At 60.5% G+C, this 19,618-nt stretch carries 17 protein-coding genes and 3 tRNA genes; 6 read left to right on the plus strand and 14 right to left on the minus strand.

What is annotated here, in order from left to right; genetic code table 11:
* Window positions 1-185 precede the first annotated feature (185 nt).
* Window positions 186-1,136, minus strand: coding sequence for an AEC family transporter (locus BN1128_RS09705; protein ID WP_042868095.1), 951 nt, complete (start codon window positions 1,134-1,136; stop codon window positions 186-188).
* 140 nt (window positions 1,137-1,276) lie between these two features.
* On the opposite strand from BN1128_RS09705, the gene treR reads away from it, so the two are divergent.
* The 5 genes from treR to BN1128_RS09730 all read left to right on the plus strand — a co-directional run bounded on the left by treR (window position 1,277) and on the right by BN1128_RS09730 (window position 6,971).
* Window positions 1,277-2,224 carry a trehalose operon repressor TreR gene (gene treR / locus BN1128_RS09710; protein ID WP_042868097.1) on the plus strand — a complete coding sequence of 316 codons (948 nt, stop codon included), beginning with the start codon at window positions 1,277-1,279 and terminating at the stop codon, window positions 2,222-2,224.
* A 191-nt stretch (window positions 2,225-2,415) separates the two neighbouring features.
* Complete coding sequence (treB, locus tag BN1128_RS09715; RefSeq protein ID WP_042868100.1) at window positions 2,416-3,846, plus strand: PTS trehalose transporter subunit IIBC; 1,431 nt, start codon at window positions 2,416-2,418, stop codon at window positions 3,844-3,846.
* A gap of 65 nt (window positions 3,847-3,911) precedes the next feature.
* A complete protein-coding gene (gene treC, locus BN1128_RS09720) occupies window positions 3,912-5,573 on the plus strand; it encodes an alpha,alpha-phosphotrehalase (protein WP_042868103.1) in 1,662 nt (553 codons plus the stop codon).
* A gap of 3 nt (window positions 5,574-5,576) precedes the next feature.
* Window positions 5,577-6,188: a sugar O-acetyltransferase gene (locus tag BN1128_RS09725; protein ID WP_042868106.1), complete on the plus strand. Its 612-nt coding sequence runs from the start codon at window positions 5,577-5,579 to the stop codon at window positions 6,186-6,188.
* 450 nt (window positions 6,189-6,638) lie between these two features.
* Window positions 6,639-6,971 carry a hypothetical protein gene (locus BN1128_RS09730; RefSeq protein WP_042868110.1) on the plus strand — a complete coding sequence of 111 codons (333 nt, stop codon included), beginning with the start codon at window positions 6,639-6,641 and terminating at the stop codon, window positions 6,969-6,971.
* Window positions 6,972-7,134: 163 nt separating this feature from the next.
* On the opposite strand, the gene BN1128_RS09735 is transcribed toward BN1128_RS09730, so the two are convergent.
* The 7 genes from BN1128_RS09735 to nhaC all read right to left on the minus strand — a co-directional run bounded on the left by BN1128_RS09735 (window position 7,135) and on the right by nhaC (window position 15,462).
* A complete protein-coding gene (locus tag BN1128_RS09735; RefSeq protein WP_042868113.1) occupies window positions 7,135-8,565 on the minus strand; it encodes a gamma-aminobutyraldehyde dehydrogenase in 1,431 nt (476 codons plus the stop codon).
* 29 nt (window positions 8,566-8,594) lie between these two features.
* On the minus strand, window positions 8,595-9,422 hold the full coding sequence (locus tag BN1128_RS09740; protein ID WP_042062244.1) for an ABC transporter permease: 828 nt from the start codon (window positions 9,420-9,422) through the stop codon (window positions 8,595-8,597).
* 137 nt (window positions 9,423-9,559) lie between these two features.
* The gene (locus BN1128_RS09745) at window positions 9,560-10,528 is read right to left on the minus strand and encodes an ABC transporter permease (RefSeq protein WP_052445505.1); all 969 of its coding nucleotides are present in this window, start codon (window positions 10,526-10,528) and stop codon (window positions 9,560-9,562) included.
* Window positions 10,525-11,538 carry an ABC transporter ATP-binding protein gene (locus BN1128_RS09750; RefSeq protein ID WP_042868121.1) on the minus strand — a complete coding sequence of 338 codons (1,014 nt, stop codon included), beginning with the start codon at window positions 11,536-11,538 and terminating at the stop codon, window positions 10,525-10,527. Before BN1128_RS09750 ends, BN1128_RS09745 begins: the two co-directional genes overlap by 4 nt.
* 143 nt (window positions 11,539-11,681) lie before the next feature.
* Entirely contained in the window at window positions 11,682-12,827 is a 1,146-nt protein-coding gene (locus BN1128_RS09755; protein WP_042868123.1) for an ABC transporter substrate-binding protein, read from the minus strand.
* 197 nt (window positions 12,828-13,024) lie between these two features.
* Window positions 13,025-13,948: a LysR family transcriptional regulator gene (locus BN1128_RS09760; RefSeq protein ID WP_005346246.1), complete on the minus strand. Its 924-nt coding sequence runs from the start codon at window positions 13,946-13,948 to the stop codon at window positions 13,025-13,027.
* 104 nt (window positions 13,949-14,052) lie between these two features.
* Window positions 14,053-15,462 (minus strand): Na+/H+ antiporter NhaC, encoded by a 1,410-nt coding sequence (gene nhaC / locus BN1128_RS09765; protein ID WP_042868127.1) that lies wholly within the window; start codon window positions 15,460-15,462, stop codon window positions 14,053-14,055.
* Between the two features lie 302 nt (window positions 15,463-15,764).
* On the opposite strand from nhaC, the gene BN1128_RS09770 reads away from it, so the two are divergent.
* Window positions 15,765-15,971: a hypothetical protein gene (locus BN1128_RS09770; protein ID WP_042868128.1), complete on the plus strand. Its 207-nt coding sequence runs from the start codon at window positions 15,765-15,767 to the stop codon at window positions 15,969-15,971.
* 3 nt (window positions 15,972-15,974) lie between these two features.
* Here the strand turns inward: BN1128_RS09770 and BN1128_RS09775 are convergent, their stop codons facing one another.
* The 6 genes from BN1128_RS09775 to glgC form a co-directional block, all read right to left on the minus strand.
* Complete coding sequence (locus BN1128_RS09775) at window positions 15,975-16,241, minus strand: late competence development ComFB family protein (RefSeq protein ID WP_042868130.1); 267 nt, start codon at window positions 16,239-16,241, stop codon at window positions 15,975-15,977.
* Between the two features lie 109 nt (window positions 16,242-16,350).
* Window positions 16,351-16,436, minus strand: a tRNA-Leu gene (locus BN1128_RS09780).
* 44 nt (window positions 16,437-16,480) lie between these two features.
* Window positions 16,481-16,566: transfer RNA gene (locus tag BN1128_RS09785), tRNA-Leu, on the minus strand.
* Window positions 16,567-16,622: 56 nt separating this feature from the next.
* Window positions 16,623-16,708, minus strand: a tRNA-Leu gene (locus tag BN1128_RS09790).
* A 116-nt stretch (window positions 16,709-16,824) separates the two neighbouring features.
* A complete protein-coding gene (gene glgA / locus BN1128_RS09795) occupies window positions 16,825-18,285 on the minus strand; it encodes a glycogen synthase GlgA (protein WP_042868132.1) in 1,461 nt (486 codons plus the stop codon).
* Complete coding sequence (glgC, locus tag BN1128_RS09800; protein WP_276325058.1) at window positions 18,275-19,534, minus strand: glucose-1-phosphate adenylyltransferase; 1,260 nt, start codon at window positions 19,532-19,534, stop codon at window positions 18,275-18,277. The genes glgA and glgC overlap by 11 nt, the downstream gene beginning before the upstream one ends.
* Between the last annotated feature and the right edge of the window lie 84 nt (window positions 19,535-19,618).

Consider the following 19,618-nt stretch of genomic DNA (forward strand, 5'->3'; position numbering starts at 1 on the left):
CGGCGCCTAGGCTGGTACTGATCAATGAACCCAGCGTGGTGGTGGCGATGACATATTGACGGCCAGCACGCTCCCCACTAGCCCATCAGCCCCAGGTAGTTCATCAGGGCAGCGCCAAGCTGGTACTGATCAATGAACCCCGCGTGGTGGTGGCGATGACATATTGGCTGCCAGCACGCTCCCCACTAGCCCATCAGCCCGAGGTAGTTCATCAGGGCAGCACCCAGGCTGGTACTGATCAATGAACCCAGCGTGGTGGTGGCTATGATGTTGGCTGCCAGCACGCTGTCGCCGCCCATGGCGCGAGTCATCACATAGCTGGCGGCGGCTGTGGGGGTGGAGCTGATGAGAAACAGTATGCCGAGGGCCTGCGGGCTGAAGCCCAGCGCCCAGGCCCCCGTCACCAGCAACACAGGGATGCAGAACAGCCGGTTGGCGGTGGCCCAGCCGGTCAGCATGGCCCCGCCACGCAGGGCCTTGAGGTTGAGGCTGGCGCCGGTGCAGAGCAGGGCCAGCGGCAGCGTCATGTTGGCGAAGTAGTTGCCCGTGGTGATCACCAGCTGGGGCAGCTCGATACCGAGCAGGCCGAACGGCAGGGCGGACAGGATGGCGATGATCAGCGGGTTTTTGGCGATCCCCTTGAGGATCGGCTTGATCCCCTTGCTGCCTCCCAGACTGCGGGTCAGGGTGATGACAGCCAGGATGTTGTAGAGCACGGTTACCGAGCCCACCAGCAGGGCGGCGGCACCAATTCCCTCTGGCCCGTAGGCGTTTTGCACATAGGCCAGCCCCATGATCCCCATGTTGCCGCGAAAGCTGCCTTGCACGAAGATGCCGCGCTGACGCCGCTCCGGGATGAAGCGGGCCGCCAGGGCCTCAAGGATCAGAAAGCCGGTGAGAGTGCCGAGCAAGCCGTAGAGAATGAGCCATGGGCTCGGCATGGTGGAAAAATCGGTGCGTACCATGCTGAGAAACAGCAGGGCGGGCAGGGTGACCTGAAACACCAGGCGGGAGGCGGATTCGACGAAGCTGTCTGGCAACAGACCCAGCTGCTTTAGCCAGATGCCGAGCAGCAGCACCACGCAGATGGGGCCTGTGATGGAGAGGGAGAAGTGCAGACTTGCCAACAGATCCATGATGCGCGTCCTGTGCGATGGCGAGCGGCACGACGTTCGCCGGGGCAAAAAAGGCATTCTAACGCCATGGGCTTGTATTCACAGGGCTTAATCACAACAATGTGGGCAATTCCACCGCCGAGCCTCCTGTGAGCCAATTCATGGACAAGAAACTGACCATCCTCGACATCGCCCGCCTCTCGGGTGTCGGCAAGTCGACCGTCTCCCGGGTGCTCAACCAGGATCCCAAGGTGAAACAGGCGACCCGCGAGCGGGTGGAGCAGGTCATCGCCGAACACGGCTTCGTGCCGAGCAAGTCGGCGCGGGCCATGCGTAGCCAGAGCCAGCAGGTGGTGGGGATCATCGTCTCGCGGCTCGACTCCAGTTCCGAGAACCAAGCGGTGCGCGGCATGCTGGAAACCCTCTACCAGCGTGGCTATGACGCCGTGCTGATGGAGAGCAAATTTTCCCCCGCCAAGGTGCAGGAACATCTGGCTGTGCTGGAGCGGCGCGGGGTGGATGGCATCATCCTCTTTGCCTTCAACGATCTGGACTACGACGCCATGGCACCGCTGAAAGAGAAGCTGGTACTGGTGGCCCGGGATCATCCCGGTTTCTCCTCGGTCTGCTTCGACGATGCCGGGGCTGTGCGCACCATGCTGGCCGAGCTGGCGACCCGCGGAGTAGGTGATATAGCCTATCTGGGGGTGGATACCTCGGATCTCACCACGGGTCAGCGCCGGCTCGATGCCTATCTCGGCTACTGCGCTGAACGGGGATTGAGCCCGCGCAGTGCCCTCGGCGATCTCAGCCTGCAGAGCGGCTACCGGCTGGCGGCCGAGCTGCTCACCTCCGCCACCCAGGCGCTGGTCTGCGCCAGCGACACCCTCGCCATAGGTGCGGCAAAATACCTTCAGGAACAAGGGCGCAGCGAGGTGCTGGTGACGGGTCTTGGCAACAACCCCATGCTCAGTTTCCTCTTTCCCAACGCCCTCAGCCTGGATCTTGGCTACAAGAGGGCGGGGGAGCAGGCGGCCCGCCAGCTGCTTGGCCAGATTGAGCAGGATCACCGTCCGCTGGCGACCATAGCCCCCTGCCACACACTGTGAGCCCCATCACTTAGCCCTGCACAAAAAACGCGCTTTTTGTGACGCTGACCACGAAATGGGAACGTTCCCATTTCGATCCGTTCAAATTGGCTGCATGCTAAATGGGAACGATACCAAAAACGCTCAGACCAGCAGACTGGTTCAAAAGGGCGATGCAGACCAATATCAATGGAGTCACAGAGGGAAGACTCATGTCCAAGATCAACGCACAGCAGCTTGCCACCCTGATCGACAAGATCGGCGGCAAGGAGAACATCGCCACCATCAGCCACTGCCTGACCCGATTGCGCTTCGTCCTGAACGATCCGGCCAAAGCCGACAGCAAGGCCATCGAGACCATACCGGCGGTAAAGGGTTGCTTCACCAATGCCGGCCAGTTCCAGGTGGTGATCGGCAACGAGGTGGATGACTGGTACAAGGCGCTGACCGAAGAGCTCGGCGTCAGCGGTGGCAGCAAGGATGCCGCCAAGCTGGCTGCCCGTCAGAACATGAATCCGCTGGAGCGCGGCATCTCCCACCTGGCGGAGATCTTCGTGCCCCTGTTGCCGGCCATCATCACCGGCGGCCTGATCCTGGGCTTTCGCAACGTCATCGGCGACATCAAGATGTTCGACGACGGGACCCACACCCTGGTCGAGATCAGCCAGTTTTGGGCTCAGGTCCACGCCTTCCTCTGGCTGCTGGGTGAGGCCATCTTCCACTTCCTGCCGGTTGGCGTCTGCTGGTCTGCGGTGAAGAAGATGGGCGGCTCCGAGATCCTCGGTATCGTGCTGGGTATCACACTGGTGTCGCCGCAGCTGATGAACGCCTATGGAATTGGTCAGCAGACCCCGGAAGTGTGGGACTTCGGCCTGTTCGTCATCCAGAAGGTGGGTTATCAGGCCCAGGTCATTCCGGCCCTGCTGGCGGGGGTATTCCTCGCCTGGGTGGAGACCAACCTCAAGCGCATCATTCCGGCCTACCTCTATCTGGTGATAGTGCCCTTTATCTCCCTGCTGCTGGCGGTGATCGTCGCCCACGCCTTTATTGGCCCGTTCGGTCGCTGGATTGGTGAAGGCGTCGGCTTTGCTGCCAAGGCCGCCATGACGGGTTCCTTTGCTCCTATCGGTGCAGCCCTGTTCGGTTTCCTCTATGCGCCTCTGGTTATCACCGGCATCCACCACACCACCAACGCGGTGGATCTGCAGCTGATGCAGAGCATGGGTGGCACGCCAATCTGGCCGCTGATCGCCCTCTCCAACATCGCGCAAGCGTCGGCAGTGGTGGGTATCATCCTCATCAGCCGCAAGGAGAACGAGCGGGAGATCTCGGTGCCTGCCGCCATTTCGGCTTACCTGGGCGTGACCGAACCGGCCATGTACGGCATCAACCTCAAATACAAGTTCCCCATGCTGTGCGCCATGGTGGGCTCCAGCCTGGCGGCGCTCATCTGCGGCTTCGCCGGTGTGATGGCCAACGGCATAGGAGTGGGTGGCCTGCCGGGCATCCTCTCCATCCAGCCCCAGTATTGGGCCGTTTACTCAGTCGCCATGCTGGTGGCCATAGTGGTGCCCGTGGTGCTGACCCTGCTGGTTTACCAGCGCCAGCAAGCGGCTGGCAAGCTGGCCCAGGCAAGCGCCTGAACATAGTCATCAGGGCGCCCCGCGGGTCGCCCTCTCCTTTTTCATTCGAGACAAGAGCAAGATCCATGAGCCAAACACCCTGGTGGCAGAGTGCCGTGATTTACCAGATCTACCCCAAGAGCTTTCAGGATTCCGCTGCCCGCGGTATCGGCGATCTCAAGGGGATCATGGCCCGCCTCGACTATCTCAAGACCCTGGGGGTCGATGCCCTCTGGCTGACCCCGGTCTACGTCTCCCCGCAGGTCGATAACGGTTACGACATCGCAGACTACTACGCCATCGACCCCGTCTACGGCACTATGGCCGACTTCGAGGCGCTGCTGGCCGCCGCCCACGAGCGGAACATCCATATCGTGATGGATATAGTGGTGAACCACACCTCCACCGAGCACGCCTGGTTCAAGTCGGCGCTGGGGGATAAAAACAGCCCTTACCGCGACTACTACATCTGGCGCGATCCGGTGGATGGCGGCGTGCCCAACAACTGGCAGTCCAAGTTTGGCGGCAGCGCCTGGGAGCTGGATCAGGCTACCGGCCAATACTACCTGCACCTGTTTGCCCGCGAGCAGGCGGATCTCAACTGGGAAAACCCTCTGGTGCGTGCCGAGGTCAAAAACATCATTCACTTCTGGGCTCAGAAGGGCGTGGACGGTTTCCGCCTCGACGTTATCAACCTCATCTCCAAGGATCAGGCCTTCCCGAATGACGAGATAGGCGATGGCCGCCGCTTCTATACCGACGGGCCACGCATCCACGAATTCCTGCAGGATGTGAGCCGCGACGTATTCGCCCCGGTCGGAGCCATGACGGTGGGGGAGATGTCCTCTACTTCGCTGGAGCACTGCCAGCGTTACGGTGCACTCGATGGCTCCGAGCTCTCCATGGTGTTCAATTTCCACCATCTGAAAGTCGATTACCCCAACGGCGACAAGTGGACAAAGGCGCCGTTCGATTTCCTCGAACTCAAGCGCATCTTCAACCACTGGCAGAGCGGCATGCACGGCAAGGGCTGGTCGGCGCTGTTCTGGTGCAACCACGATCAGCCGCGTATCGTCTCCCGCTTCGGCGACGAGGGCGAGCATAGGGTGGTAGCCGCCAAGATGCTGGCCAGCACCCTGCACGGCCTGCAGGGCACCCCCTACATCTATCAGGGGGAGGAGATCGGCATGACCAATCCGGGTTATGGCAGCATCCATGACTATCAGGATGTGGAGAGCCGCAACATCTTCGCCATCAAGCAGGCCGAAGGCATGAGCGAGGCCGAGATCCTCGCCATTCTCGGCGCCAAGTCCCGCGACAACTCCCGTACTCCGATGCAGTGGAGCACGGCTCCCAACGCGGGGTTTACCCAGGGCACGCCCTGGCTCAGGCCCGCGGCCAATTACACCGAGATCAACGCCGAAGCGGCACTGGCCGACCAGCACTCGGTGTTCTGGCACTACCGGGATCTGATCGCGCTTCGCAAGGCGCATCCCATCTTCACCCAGGGGGATTACCAGGAGCAGTTGCCAGGCCATCAGCGCATCTGGGCCTATACCCGTAGTGCCAACGGCCAGACCCTGCTGGTGGTGAGCAACTTCTACGGCGAGCCGGTTGAGTTTGCCTTGCCTGCCGAGCTGCAAGCCGTTGAAGGTCGCCTGCTGCTTGGCAACTACCCGGATAGCCCGGCCCGGCCGCAGTCCTGTATGCTGCGCCCTTATGAATCCCTAATCTGGCTGGCGGAATAGACGATGACACAGGCAACGCCCATGGCGGCGGCAATAGCACGTGGCCCCGAGTGGCAGAAGATGGTGGCGGGGGAGCCCTATGATGCGGCTGACCCCGAGCTGAAAGCTGCGCGCGAGCGCTGCCGCAAGCTCTATCACACCTTCAACACCAGTTGGCAGGAGAAACCGGCGCGGGATGTCTTGCTTCATGACCTGCTCGGTGGCCATGGCCGGGAATGCGCCATCAACCCGCCGTTCTTTTGTGACTATGGCGCCAACATCTTCGTCGGCGAGAACTTCTACGCCAACGTCAATTGCACCATCCTCGATGTCTGTGAGGTGCATATCGGCGACAACGTGCTGCTGGCTCCCGGGGTGCAGATCTATACCGCCGCTCACCCGGTGGCGGTAGTGCCGCGGGTGGCCGGAGTCGAGTTCGGCAAGCCGGTGCGTATTGGCAACAACGTCTGGATCGGCGGCAGCGTCGTCATCTGCCCCGGCGTCACTATTGGTGACAACTGCGTCATCGGGGCGGGCTCTGTGGTCACCCGGGATATTCCGGCCAACGTGGTTGCCGTCGGCAATCCCTGCAGGGTGTTGCGGCCCATGACGACAGCGGAACTGGCAGGAATATGATTATCAAAGGGCAGGAGATCCTGCCCTTTGTGTTGTCCGTCTGTGAACTTATTCCAACCCTCACTCCACCGAGGAATAGGGGTCTAAGCGTGCTTCCTGCGCTAGCCAAACTGGGAGCGATACCGTGTCGTACTCCCCCCCCCCCCAAGACCAGTGCCAGTTACGGCGTTGGCGATACCTGAACCCAAGATGGATATCCCCATCAGATTTTTTGAACATCTAGGCCAGTTTATCTCGCTAACAAAGGTCGTCAGAGGCGTTTAATATTCACTCAACGCTTAGGCAGGAACGCCAAGCGGCCAAATAACAGGTCGTTCCAGGCTGTGACACCATCAAACAGGGTGTCGGATGTCAGTGAAAGAACAACATACTATTTGAATAACCTCTTGCACGGATGCATTGATTCAGGCCGAAACGGCCTTGGCAATGACATAAAAACCAAGAGAGTGAATGAACATGAAAAACGTAATCAAGATGCTGGCCGTTGCAGGCCTGATGACCGCCGGTTTCGCCCAGGCTTCCGTCCCCGCTGACTTCAATGCCGCGCCGGGCGTGCTGTTTGTAAACTGGCATGCGACCGCCGCCGTGGATGGCAAGACCAACCCCACGCTGGAAGTGCGTGACGAGTCTGGCGATGTCGTGGCCTCAGTCCATGCCAATCTGGTAGGTACCCAGCAAGTTCGCATTCCAAGCCGCGCTCAGGGCAACCTGACCGTCAGCCTGGGTGAGCAGAGCAGTGACTACCGCATCCCGTTTGGTGTCGGCAGCGGCAAACAGCGCTAAGCCGTACACGCAGGCAGAGAACGATGGCCGCAGGCCAGACCGACAATTGCCGGCAAAGGCCCCGGTCATGTTCCGCTACCGTGGCGTGAACATGCAGAGTGCTCAGAGAGAAGGCCCCGCATTGCGGGGCCTTCTGCTTTTGTGATCGGCGATCAGGCCCTTGTCAGAGCTTGACCATGATATGGCGCGGCACAGTGTAATCCTCCAGCGCATAGAGGGAGAGATCCTTGCCATAGCCCGACATCTTCATGCCGCCGTGGGGCATCTCGGAGGTGAGCATGAAGTGGGTGTTGATCCAGGTGCAACCATATTGCAGGTGGCTGGCCACCTTGCTGGCAAGGCTCAAATCCTTGGTCCAGACCGACGAGGCGAGACCATAGTCCGAGTCGTTGGCCCACTGCACCACCTGCTCGGCATCGTTGAAACGGGTCACCGACACCACAGGGCCGAACACCTCACGCCGCACGATCTCATCCTCCTGACGGGCCCCGACTATCAGGGTCGGCTCGAAGAAGAAGCCGTTGCCGGGGCGGATCTTGCCCCCCGCCGTCACCTCCACATGGCCGCTGCTCTGGGCCCGCTCGACAAAGCTGGCGACCCGGTTGCGCTGTCTGTCAGAGATAAGCGGCCCCATCTCCACCCCCTCCTCGTACTGGCTGCCCACCTTGATGGAGGCCACCGCATCGGTCATGGCGGCGACAAACTTGTCGTAGATCTTGCCCTGGGCGTAGATACGGCAGGCGGCGGTGCAATCCTGGCCGGCGTTGTAGAAGCCGAAGGTGCGAATACCCGCCACCACCGCCTCCAGATCCGCATCGTCGAAGATGATCACCGGCGCCTTTCCCCCCAGCTCAAGGTGGGTGCGCTTCATGGTACGGGCGGCGCTCTGCAGGATCTTCTGGCCGGTGGCGATGTCACCGGTGAGCGACACCATCCGTACCAGCGGGTGTTCCACCAGCGGCGCCCCCACGCTCTCGCCCCGCCCGCAGATGACGTTGATGACGCCGCGGGGGAAGATCTCGCTGGCCAGCTCGGCAAGACGCAAAGCGGTGAGCGGAGTCTGCTCGGAGGGTTTGAGCACCACCGTATTGCCCGCCGCCAGCACCGGCGCCATCTTCCAGGCCGCCATCATCAACGGGTAGTTCCAGGGGGCGATACTGCCCACCACCCCGATGGGATCGCGGCGGATCATGCTGGTGTGCCCCTCGATATACTCCCCCGCCAGCGGCCCTTGCAGACAGCGAGCGGCCCCGGCAAAGAAGCGGAAGCAGTCCACCACTGCGGGCAGCTCATCGTTGAGTACCGCCAGATAGGGTTTGCCGCAGTTGAGGGATTCCAGCGCCGCGAACTCCTCGGCGTGGCGCTCGATGAGATCCGCCAGACGCAGCAGCAGGTTGCTGCGCTGGGCCGGAGTGGTGCGGCTCCACTGGGCGAAGGCGCGCTGGGCGCCGTTCACCGCCCGGTTCACCTGCTCGAACGAGGCTTCGGGTACGGCGGCGATCTGCTCGCCGTTGGCCGGGTTGAGAATGGGTTCGGCCTGCCCCTCACCGGTCACAAACTGGCCATCAATCAAGAGTTGGGTAGAGAGTTTCATGGTTGTATCCTTGCGCACGCGTTGAGTCATCATTTGCCACTGCCAGCGACATCATGGGTGTCGCGAGTGAGGTAGTAGGCAAGCAAAATGGGGATAGTGGTAAAGGCTACTATGATGAGGGCCACCACGTTGGTGACCGGCCTGTCTCGGGGGCGGATCAGCTCCTGATACATCCAGATGGGCAACGTGGTCTGCTGGCCCGCAGTGAAGGTAGTGACGATCACTTCGTCAAAGCTCAGGGCAAAGGCCAGCATGCCTCCCGCCAGCAGCGCCGTGGCCAGATTGGGCAGGATCACGTAGCGCAGGGTCTGGAAGCCGTCGGCCCCGAGATCCATCGACGCCTCGATCAGCGACTGGTTGGTGCGGCGAAAACGGGCCAGCGCATTGTTGTAGACCACCACCACGCAAAAGGTGGCGTGGCCGATAACGATGGTCCAGAAGCTGAAGGGGATCTCCATCAATCCGTAGGCAGAGCGCAGCGCGATACCGGTGACGATGCCGGGCAGCGCGATGGGCAGCACCAGCAAGAGCGACACCACCTCCTGACCGAAGAAGCGGCTGCGGGCAATGGCCCCTGCCGCCAACGTGCCGAGGATCATTGCCGCCAGCGTCGCCAGTCCCGCCACCTCCAGCGACAGCTGGATGGCGCGCCACACATCGGGACGATTGAGGGTCACCTCGAACCACTTGAGGGTGAGCCCGGGGGGCGGAAACTGGTAACTCTTGCTCTCGCTGGTGAAGGCGTAGAGGAAGATAAACAGAATGGGAAAGTGCAGGAACAAGAGCCCGCCGATGGCGGCGTACTTGAGCAGGCCCGAAGGGCGCTGTCCTTGACTGATCACTGAGCTAGCTGACATGACGGCCTCCTTGCTGCCGGTTCAAAGCAATTGGGTCAGAGTGCATCGAACGCCCCCTGCCGTTTGACGGTCGTCGGTGGATAGCCATGATCAGGCTGGGCACCCGAGGAGATACATGGATGAGTGCAATATGGGCATCAAAGCGCATCAAAGGCTCCTAACCGTTTCGCAATCGCCAGATAGATGGCGATGATAAGGATCGGCACCAGCGAGAAGGCGGCGGCAAAGGGCAGATTGCCCGCCGTCCCCTGCTGCATGTAGACCACCTGACCGATATACATGGTCGAGTTGCCAATAATGCCGGGGATGATGTAATCACCGAGGGTCAGCGAGAAGGTGAAGATGGAGCCCGCCACCACACCGGGCAACGCCAGCGGCAGGATCAGGTTGCGAAAGGTCTGGGCGGGGGTCGCCCCCAGATCGCTGCTCGCCTCCAGCAAGGAGCGCGGAATACGCTCCACCGCCGCCTGAATGGGCAGGATCATGAAGGGCAGCCAGACGTAGACGAACACGATAAAGGTGCCGAGCCGCGAAAACGACAGCGAAGGGCCACCTATCACCGGCAGTGAAAGGATGGCATCGAGCAGCCACTCCAGCCCCATGCTGTCGGCCAGCCAGCTCACCACCCCCTCCTTGGCCAAGATCAGCTTCCAGGCATAGACCCGCACCAGATAGCTGGACCAGAGCGGCAGCATGATCCCCACATAGAACAGCGCCCGGGTCTTGCCACTGGTGTAGCGCGCCATGTAGTAGGCAACCGGAAAACCGAGCAGGGCGCAGGCCAGGGTCACCAGCAGTGACATGCCGACGGTGCGGCCGATCACATCCAGATTCTCCGGCCGCAGCAGGGCGACGAAGTTTTGCAGCCCCAGCTCATGGCGCACCTGACCGCTGAACTCGTCCAGCCCGAAGAAGGCGTTGGAGAGCAGCATCAGCAAGGAGCCGACATAGATGATGCCGAGCCACAGCAGCGGCGGCCCCAGCAGGATCGCCAGCAGCAGGCCGGGACGGCCGTAGAGCAGGGTCGAGAGGCGCCGCAGTGGCCTGAAACGGGCAGGTTCGAGCTGATGGTTCATGGCAAGACTCGCACTGTGAGGGGCACTCATGGCTGCGCCCCTTGATGGGCGGCGCTCAGGCGATGGATGGCCTGCTCCGGCCAGCTGAGGCTGACCCTGCTGCCACGCGCCAGACGGGCCTGCCCCTCGTTGGGGTGGTTGACGATGATCTCGAGCTGCTCCCCCAGATCGACCCGATAACGGACGAAGGGGCCCAGATACTCAACCTCGCGGATCTCCCCCGACCAGCCCGGCGTGCCCGCCTCACTGAGCCGGATCCGCTCCGGGCGCACCATCATCTGGCTGCCGTCGCCGCACAGCCGTCTGGCCTGCTCCCCTTCGAACAGATTGACGGTGCCGACGAAGCGGGCCACAAATGGCGTCGCCGGGGCGTCGTAGATGGTATCGGGGGCAGCAATCTGCTCGATCTTGCCCTGACTGAAGATGCAGATCCGGTCGCTCATGGAGAGCGCTTCCTGCTGATCGTGGGTGACGAAGATAAAGGTGATGCCAAGCTGGCGCTGCAGCGCCTTGAGCTCAAGCTGCATCTGCTCGCGCAACTTGAGATCGAGGGCCCCCAGCGGCTCATCCAGCAGCAGGATGCGTGGCTGGTTGATGAGGGCCCGGGCGATGGCGATGCGCTGGCGCTGGCCGCCGGAGAGCTGGCTTGGGCGGCGCTTGCCGACCCCCGGCAGCCGTACCAGCTCCAGCATCTCGTCCACCTTGCGGTAGCGCTGTGCCTTGGCGACCCCCTTGAGCATCAGGCCATAGCCGATGTTGTCGCGCACATCCATGTTGGGAAACAGGGCATAGTCCTGAAACACTGTGTTGAGGTTGCGATCATAGGGCGGCACGGTGGAGCAGGGTTCGCCAAACAGGCGGATCTCCCCGTCGCTCGGGTACTCGAAGCCCGCGATCATCCGCAGGCAGGTGGTCTTGCCGGAACCGCTCGGCCCCAGCAGGGTAAAGAATTCCCCTGAGGAGATCTGGAAAGAGATGTCGTCGACCGCCTTCACCTCGCCATAGTGGCGACTGACCCGGTCAAATTGTACGGCGTTCATGGGGCGTCCTTGTCTGTGCAGGGATGGGCCGGACTCCTGTCCGGCCCGCTTGATTATCCGGTTTGGGCGGTTGTGCAGAGGAGGCGCGGCTCCCCTACCGTGAGCAAGGTGGTCACCGTGGCGGCCACCTTGCTAAACCAGCCTCAGCGACCGCCCAGAATGGCGATATAGTCGGAAACCCAGCGGTAATAGGGCACACAGGTTCCCTGGCTCTTGCACTGGGAGACCGGAGTGCGCCAGAAGCGAACCCGATCGAAGTTGTCGATACCGTTGGTTTTGCACCCTGTCGGGCCAAGCAGGGCATTGCCCTCGCAGGCGGCAGGCACCACAGGCACAGAGCCAAACCATGAGGCGAGATCCCCCTGCAGCTTGTTGTTCAGGGAGTGCTCCAGCCACTTGTAAGCGCAGGTGAGGTTCTTGGCATCGCTGTGCACCATGCTGGTATCGGCCCAACCGGTGACCCCCTCCTTGGGCACAGTGGTGGCGATGGGCTGCTTGTCGGCGATCAGGGTGTTGGCCTGGAATGGCCAGGAGCCGGAAGCGACCACGCCTTCGTTCTTGAAGTCATCGATCTGGACAAAGGCATCATGCCAGTAGCGTCCCACCAGCTGGCGCTGCTTGCGCAGCAGATCGAGCGAGGCCTTGTACTGATCCTCGTTCAACTCGTAAGGATCCTTGATACCAAGGGCGGGCTGATGGGTCATCAGATAGAGGGCGGCATCGGCGATGTGGATCGGGCCGTCAAAGGCCTGCACCCGCCCCTTGTTGGACTTGCCATCCGCCAGGGTCTGCTCCTCGAACACCACGTTCCAGGAGTCCGGCGCCTTGGGGAACACCTTGGTGTTGTACATCAGGATATTGCCGCCCCACTGGTAGGGCACGCCGTAGTGCTTGCCATCCACCGTGTGCCAGGGGGCATTTTGCAGCCGGGGATCAATCTTGCTGTAACTCGGAATGAGCGCCAGATTGAGCGGCTGCACCTTGCCACCGGCAATCAGACGCAGGCTGGCATCGCCGGAGGCGGTCACCAGATCGAAGCCCCCCTCGTTCATCAGCGCCACCATCTCGTCCGAGGTGGCCGCCGTCTTGACGCTCACCTTGCAGCCGGTCTCCTGCTCGAAACCGGTGACCCAATCGTAGTTCTTGTCGGTCTCGCCACGTTCGACGTAGCCAGCCCAGGCCACGATATTGAGCTGGCCTTCACCCTTGCCGAGCTCGGTCGGGGCAGCCTGGGTCTGGCCTGCCAGCAGCGCCGGGACAAGAGCCAGCATCAGAGGGGTCAATTTCATCATGCACTCCTTGCATTGTGTTGACTTGCATCAGGTGAAGGAACGCCGCCATGGGCGTTAACATCCCGTTAACCAGCAATGAGCTTAGGGGAGTGGCAATACGATGAATATTTCAATTTTTGGTGGCTCAGGTATCAGCTAAATCGATATCGAGTGCAGATGAATCTGAATTTTAGTGGCAACACTGCAAGAGATGGCTAGCGAGGGAGCGCCTGACGGGCCCGCAACCGGCTCTGATCCCGCGCGATATCGATAAATTCCCGCGCAGTCCAATCCAGCCGTGAACCACGGCGCCACACCAGTCCGATATCGATGGCGGGAATGGGCTCCTTGATGGGGCGCGCCTCGACCCGCTCCTGCTCCAGCGACCAGGGGCGATAGGCAAAATCGGGCAACAGGGCGACCCCGAGCTGGCTCGCCACCAGACTGCGCACCGCCTCCACCGATGCGGTGCGCAGCACGATACGGGGGGAGATGCCGTAGCGGCGCAGGCCGCCACCAATGATCTGATCGAGCTGATCGGCGGTCAGCGAGATCATCGGCTCCTCTCCCAGCGCCGTCAGGGAGAGGGTCGACTCGGCGCAGAGCGGATGGTTGGCGGCCAGCCAGAGCCGCAGCGGCGAGCGGGTCAGTAGCTCGGTATCAAACGCCTCTTGCCGGATGGTGCGGTTGGTCATCAGGATCCCCACATCCACTTCGCCGTTGACGATCTGGTGCTCCAGAAAAGGCTGTTCATCCTCCTTCACCTCGATCTGTACCGCCGGAAAGGCGCGGCGAAAGCGGCCAAGCGCCTCGGACAGGTAGTAACCCGCCACCAGGGTGGTCACGCCGATGGTGAGTCGCCCCTGATCCTGCTGAGCCACCGCTTTGAGGGAGTGGCTCGCCTCGGTCATGGCACCGAGAATACGGCGGGCGTGGAGCAAAAACTGGTGGCCCTGGGTGGTGAGGGTGACGCCGCGCGGGTTGCGTTCGAATAGCGGGGCGCCCAGTTCGGTCTCCAGCTCGCGAATGGCGCTGGTGACCGCCGACTGGGAGATATGCAGCTCGGCGGCGGCACGGCTCACTGAAAAGCTGTCGGCCACGGCCACGAAATAACGGATCTGGCGAAAGGTAAAGTTCATCGGGCATCCTGCCACTCGCGACTGGGGTGGCTGCCAGCTTAACCTTGAATCCCGCTCAAACAAAAGGCGCCGTGATGGCGCCTTTGTCATTGATCTCGCAACGATTAGCGGGAGCTGGCAGCGGCCACCAGCGGAACCCGGTTCACCGCCTTGCCCATGTAGGCGAGGGTGATGGTCACTATGATGCAGGTGAAGCTGAGCCACATGTAGGGCAGGTAGTCGAGGGTGGCGACCCCGAGCACCCCGGCCATGAAGATGCCGTTGTCGCTCCAGGGCACCATGCCGCAGGTGAGGGTGCCGCCGAACTCGGCGTTGCGGGAGAGGTTCTTGCGTGCCAGTCCCAGCCGGTCGTAGTTCTTGGCCATGATCTTGGGGGTCAGGATCAGCGACACATACATGGCCGAGCCGAACACGTTGGCCAGGAAGGCGGTGCCTATGGTGTGGCTGGTCAGGCTGCCGACGCTGTTGATGCGCTTCTCGAAGGCGCTGGCAATCACTTCCAGGATGCCGACCTTCTCCAGCAGGCCGCCAAAACCCAGACCGAAGATGATGACGGCGACCGAGCCCAGCATGGACTCCATGCCGCCACGACCCAGGATGTTGTCGATGAAGTCGATGCCAGAGGTGATGGGGAAGGGGCTGTAGGCGGAGTGCATCGCCTTGACCGGATCCATGTCCTGAAATGCGATGGCCCAGATCAGGCCCAGCAGGGCGCCGAAGCTGATCACCGGGAAGGCGGGCTTGCGGTTGGCCAGCAGGCCCAGCACCAGCACCACGGGGACTATGGCCAGCGGCGTGATGTTGAACTGCTGGTCGAGCGCCTCCATCACCAGATTGACCTGCTCCAGGCTGACATTGCCCGAATACTGCATGCCGACCACGGTGAACAGCACGGCCGTGATGACATAGGAGACCAGGCTGATGGGCAGCATCCCCTTGATGTGTTCCACCACATCGACGTTGGACATGGTCGATGCCAGCACCACAGAATCGGAGAGCGGGGAGAGCTTGTCACCGAAATAGACACCGGAGAGCACTGCGCCGGCCACCAGGGGCGCGGGGACGCCTAGGCTGTGGCCAATGCCCATCATGGCGATGCCAGCGGTGGCGGCAGAGCCCCAGGAGGTACCGGTTGCCAGGGAGGTGAGGGAGCAGATGATCAGGGTCGCCAGCAGGAAGATGGAGGGGTGTATTACCTTGAGACCGAAGTAGATGATGCTGGGCACTATGCCGCCGGCGATCCAGGTGCCGACCAGGGCACCGACGGAGACCAGGATCAGGATTGCCCCCATCCCCTTGGATACGCCATCGACGGCGGCCTGCTCCAGGGACTTGTAATCATGGCCGAGCTTGATGCCGAGCCCCATGATGACGAACCAGGCGATGAACAGCGCCAACTGGATTGGCAGGTCTAGCACGCTGGTAAACGAGAAGGCCAGGGCCAGGAAAATGGCCAGGCAGGCAAACACCTGCGACATGCCCGGTAGTCGGATGTGGTTTTGTTGGTTTTGCATAGATACTTCCTAAACTCTTGCTCGCCAAGGTCAGTCCCTCTCGTCCTGTGGATACACGTATCCCGAGGGGCCAACCCAAAAAGAGGCCGCAATCTACCACAAACCTGGGGGGGCAAATCCCAACAGATTTAGCAAAAATGCAGTTTTGATTGAAAAACTTACAAATTAGTTGATCTCATAACCCGTTTTTGAGTGCTCTGTTTGCCCCTATGGGACATTCGACTCTGATAGAAAAGTCCGATTGCATACTCCTAAAATACAAATGATAATCGTTATCAAATAATGCGGGAGGAGGCATCACCATGACCTGGATTGTGAGAGTCATGCTGTTGGTCGGGCTGCTGGCCGTGCTGGGCTGGGGTCAGGAGAAGGAGTACGGCATCTGGAGTCTTGGCTTTGTGCTGGCCGCCTGGGTCATGCTGGAACCCAGGCTGAGGCCTGCCCTTATTTTGCTGCCGGTCGCCGGGATGACCGGCATAGCTGCTCTGATCTGGCAACAGCCCTGGTGATGATCAGGGGATGGGGGCGTTCCGGACCTTCTCTTGTGCCAGCTTGAGCGACTCCACGACGTTTTTTTCCATCTCGGTACGCTTGGCATCGGTCAGGAAGTAGATCATATCGACGTCGTGACGTATGTAGTGGGAGGGCAGCTGGTTGAGGGTCAGGCAGCAGAGATCGGCCATCTGGTTGGCGTTCAGCGTCAGGTTCAGACCCTGTCTCTCAATCTCCTTGAGCACCAGATGCTCGTAGAAGTTGTGAATGTCGGTATCCAGTATCATATGCGTTCCTTGGCATGACGATGGGCGGTAAGTCGTCAAAAGCATAGTCATAACAAGGAGTAAAAACAAAAAGCCCATCACTTTCGTGATGGGCTTTTTATGTAATGAATGGTGCGAAGAGAGGGACTCGAACCCTCACATCCGTGGGACACTAACACCTGAAGCTAGCGCGTCTACCAATTCCGCCACCTTCGCACATTGTGTTACCAGTTTTGATTTACATGCTGTCTGGAGAAGCATGGTGCGAAGAGAGGGACTCGAACCCTCACACCCGGGGGGCACTAACACCTGAAGCTAGCGCGTCTACCAATTCCGCCACCTTCGCACATTCGGGTTATCAGTCTGGATTGACATGCTGTCTGATAAAAGCATGTTGCAGTATGGTGCGAAGAGAGGGACTCGAACCCTCACATCCGTGGGACACTAACACCTGAAGCTAGCGCGTCTACCAATTCCGCCACCTTCGCATCACTGCGGTGGGGGATTCTATAGAGTTTTGGAAGAGCGTCAACAGCCAAAGGGGACTTTTTTCGCTGTTGACGTTCAAAGCCGTGCTAAGGGCACAAAACTTCAGCAATTAGCGTCATTGGCGCGCCAGGGCGTCCTGATACATCTGCTCATACAGGGTAACCGAGTCCGGCCAGTTGAAGCGGGTGTTCATGGCGTTGCGCTGCACTCTGGCAAACCGTTCGGGATCCTGCAGGTAATAGAGCAGACTGCGGCGCATGGCGTCGAGCAGTATGTTGGCGGTCGGATCATTGAAGCAGAAGCCGGTGGCGTGCTCAGGATCGGCATCCCAGTCCACTACGGTATCCTTGAGGCCACCGACGGCTCGCACCAATGGCAAGGTACCGTAGGCCAAGCTGTACATCTGATTGAGACCGCACGGTTCGAACAGGGAGGGCATCAGGAAGAAGTCGGCGCCGGCTTCCACCAGGTGGGCCAGCCGGTCGTCATAGGTGTTGATGAAGGCAAACTTGTCCGGGTATTGCTGGGCCATAGCCTGCAACTGGGCGGCGAGGGAGGGATCCCCCGAACCCACTATCACTACCTGCACCTTGTGATGCAGGAACTTGTCCAGCACCGGCAGCAACAGGTGCACCCCTTTCTGCTCGGTCAGCCGGCACACCATGCCGTAGATGGGCAGATCTGCCACCGGCAGGCCCGTTTCCTGTTGCAACGTCTGCTTGCAGACCCGCTTGCCGGCGAGGTTGTCGACGTCATAGGTGGCGGGCAGGAAGTCGTCGAAGGCCGGATCCCAGTCCTGATAGTCGCAGCCATTGAGAATGCCGCGCAGGTCGGCTGCTCGCTGCTGGAAGATACTGGCCATGCCGTGGGCGCCCAGATGGGTCAGCAATTCACTGGCATAGTTGGGACTGACTGCATTGATCTTGTCGGCATAGAGCACACCGCATTTGAGCAGATTGACGTGACCATAGTCGTAGCTGACTCGCTGTTCATAGTCAGCAATTTCGGGCATGGCCCAGAACTGCTCCCGACCGAATACCCCTTGAAAGGCCGCATTGTGAATGCTGATCACGCTGCGGGTATGCTGGAAGAAGGGGTTGTGAGCATGGCGGGTCTTGAGCAGCAGCGGCAGCAGACCGGTATGCCAGTCGTTGCAGTGCACTATCTCGGGGGCGAAGTTCAGCTGCTCGCAGGCATGCAGGGCCGCTGCCGAGAAGAAGGCGAAGCGCTCGCCGTTGTCGCCATAGGCCTGGTTGTTCTCGGCGTAGAGCTGGGGTCGATCGAAATACTGCGGGCAGTCGATCAGATAGACACAGACCCCTTCCAGCTCCATCTGATAGATGCGATAGCCGATGTCCGGCAGTCCCGGATGGGTTGGCAACCAGCGAGAGGCGATCAGTCTGGCCTCATCACGGCGTTTGATCGTCTTGTAGAAGGGCAAGATGATCCTGACGTCATGGCCCTTCTGGGCCAGATACAATGGCAGGGCTCTGGCTACATCTGCCAGGCCCCCGGTCTTCACAAGCCCCTCAACTTCCGAGGCAACAAACAGGATTTTCAGTGGGTTAATAGCCAACTCTTGCTCCCTTAGGTACCACGACGATACCGCCTTCGGATACGGTAAATCTCTCTCTGTCATGGTCCAGATTTTCACCGATCACAGTGCCGGGTGCAATTTCAACGTTCTTGTCAATGATGGCGCGCCGAATGGAACAGCCCTCGCCAATCTTCACATCCCCGAGCAACACCGACTCGCTGATGTGGCTGCAGGGGCCTATGTTGCAGCGAAAACCCAGGATGGAGCGCTGGATCTGGCTGCCCTGAATGAAGCAACCGCCGGAGATCAGGGAGTTGGCAATCTTGACCTTGCAGTCGTCGGTGTCGACGAAGGTGGCGGGCGGCAAGGGCGGATAGTGAGTGTGCAGCGGCCACTTGCGGTTGTAGAGGGAAAAGGGGGCATCGTCCGCCACCAGATCCATGTGCGCCTGCCAGTAGGAGTCGAGGGTGCCCACGTCGCGCCAGTAGACGTTGGGTTTCTCGCCCGGGATCACGTTGGTGCTGTAGTCATAGACATAGACGGGGGCGCGCGGAAACAGGCTGGGGATGATGTCCTTGCCAAAATCGTGGCTGGAGCTCTCCTCGGCTGCGTCACGCTTGAGCTCGCGGTAGAGCGCTTCGGTTTCGAAGATGTAGTTGCCCATCGAGACCAGTGCCTGGGTGGGATCCCCCGGAATGTGTTTGGGATGTTTGGGTTTTTCTTCGAAGCCTATCATGCGCCCTTCCTGATCCACCTCGATCACCCCGAAGGCGCTCGCCTCCTCGATGGGCATGCGCAGGGCGGCGACGGTCAGGGCGGCGGCCTTCTGCTTGTGGAAGGTCACCATCTGGCTGACATCCATCTTGTAGATATGGTCGGAGCCGAAGATGCAGACGTGCTCGGGGTCGGAGATCTCGATGAAACGCAGGTTCTGGTAGATGGCATCGGCCGTACCGTCATACCAGCGTTTGCCCATCCGCATCTGGGCAGGAATGGGGTCGATGAAGCGGTCCGTGATGCCGACTATGTTCCAGCCCTTCTTCATGTGCAGATAGAGGGACTGGGACTTGAATTGGGTCAATACGTAGATGCGCAGGAAGTCTGCGTTGACGAAGTTGTTGAGGACGAAGTCGATCAGTCTATAGCTGCCACCGAACGGGACAGAAGGCTTGCTGCGAGTGGTGGTAAGCGGCTGGAGACGGGTTCCTTCGCCGCCTGCCAGTATCATGGTGAGTATGCCTGCCATCGTATTTCTCTCCCTGAATTGATGATATGAAAAGGTTTTCAGCTCACTGTAAAAAAACACCCCTAAAGGGGTGGTTAAACGATTGACAATTACCTTATCAGATCCCGGATGGGGCCCTCTACTTGT

Source organism: Aeromonas piscicola, assembly GCF_000820005.1.
GTDB classification, from domain to species: domain Bacteria; phylum Pseudomonadota; class Gammaproteobacteria; order Enterobacterales; family Aeromonadaceae; genus Aeromonas; species Aeromonas piscicola.

Coding starts and splice junctions, on each gene's coding strand:
- treC (WP_042868103.1), top strand. CDS start 3,912: ATGAGCCAAACACCCTGGTGGCAGAGTGCCGTGATTTACCAGATCTAC.
- BN1128_RS09725 (WP_042868106.1), top strand. CDS start 5,577: ATGACACAGGCAACGCCCATGGCGGCGGCAATAGCACGTGGCCCCGAG.
- BN1128_RS09740 (WP_042062244.1), bottom strand. CDS start 9,422: ATGTCAGCTAGCTCAGTGATCAGTCAAGGACAGCGCCCTTCGGGCCTG.
- BN1128_RS09760 (WP_005346246.1), bottom strand. CDS start 13,948: ATGAACTTTACCTTTCGCCAGATCCGTTATTTCGTGGCCGTGGCCGAC.
- BN1128_RS09705 (WP_042868095.1), bottom strand. CDS start 1,136: ATGGATCTGTTGGCAAGTCTGCACTTCTCCCTCTCCATCACAGGCCCC.
- treB (WP_042868100.1), top strand. CDS start 2,416: ATGTCCAAGATCAACGCACAGCAGCTTGCCACCCTGATCGACAAGATC.
- treR (WP_042868097.1), top strand. CDS start 1,277: ATGGACAAGAAACTGACCATCCTCGACATCGCCCGCCTCTCGGGTGTC.
- BN1128_RS09730 (WP_042868110.1), top strand. CDS start 6,639: ATGAACATGAAAAACGTAATCAAGATGCTGGCCGTTGCAGGCCTGATG.
- nhaC (WP_042868127.1), bottom strand. CDS start 15,462: ATGCAAAACCAACAAAACCACATCCGACTACCGGGCATGTCGCAGGTG.
- BN1128_RS09745 (WP_052445505.1), bottom strand. CDS start 10,528: ATGAGTGCCCCTCACAGTGCGAGTCTTGCCATGAACCATCAGCTCGAA.
- BN1128_RS09775 (WP_042868130.1), bottom strand. CDS start 16,241: ATGATACTGGATACCGACATTCACAACTTCTACGAGCATCTGGTGCTC.
- BN1128_RS09755 (WP_042868123.1), bottom strand. CDS start 12,827: ATGAAATTGACCCCTCTGATGCTGGCTCTTGTCCCGGCGCTGCTGGCA.
- BN1128_RS09735 (WP_042868113.1), bottom strand. CDS start 8,565: ATGAAACTCTCTACCCAACTCTTGATTGATGGCCAGTTTGTGACCGGT.
- BN1128_RS09770 (WP_042868128.1), top strand. CDS start 15,765: ATGACCTGGATTGTGAGAGTCATGCTGTTGGTCGGGCTGCTGGCCGTG.
- BN1128_RS09750 (WP_042868121.1), bottom strand. CDS start 11,538: ATGAACGCCGTACAATTTGACCGGGTCAGTCGCCACTATGGCGAGGTG.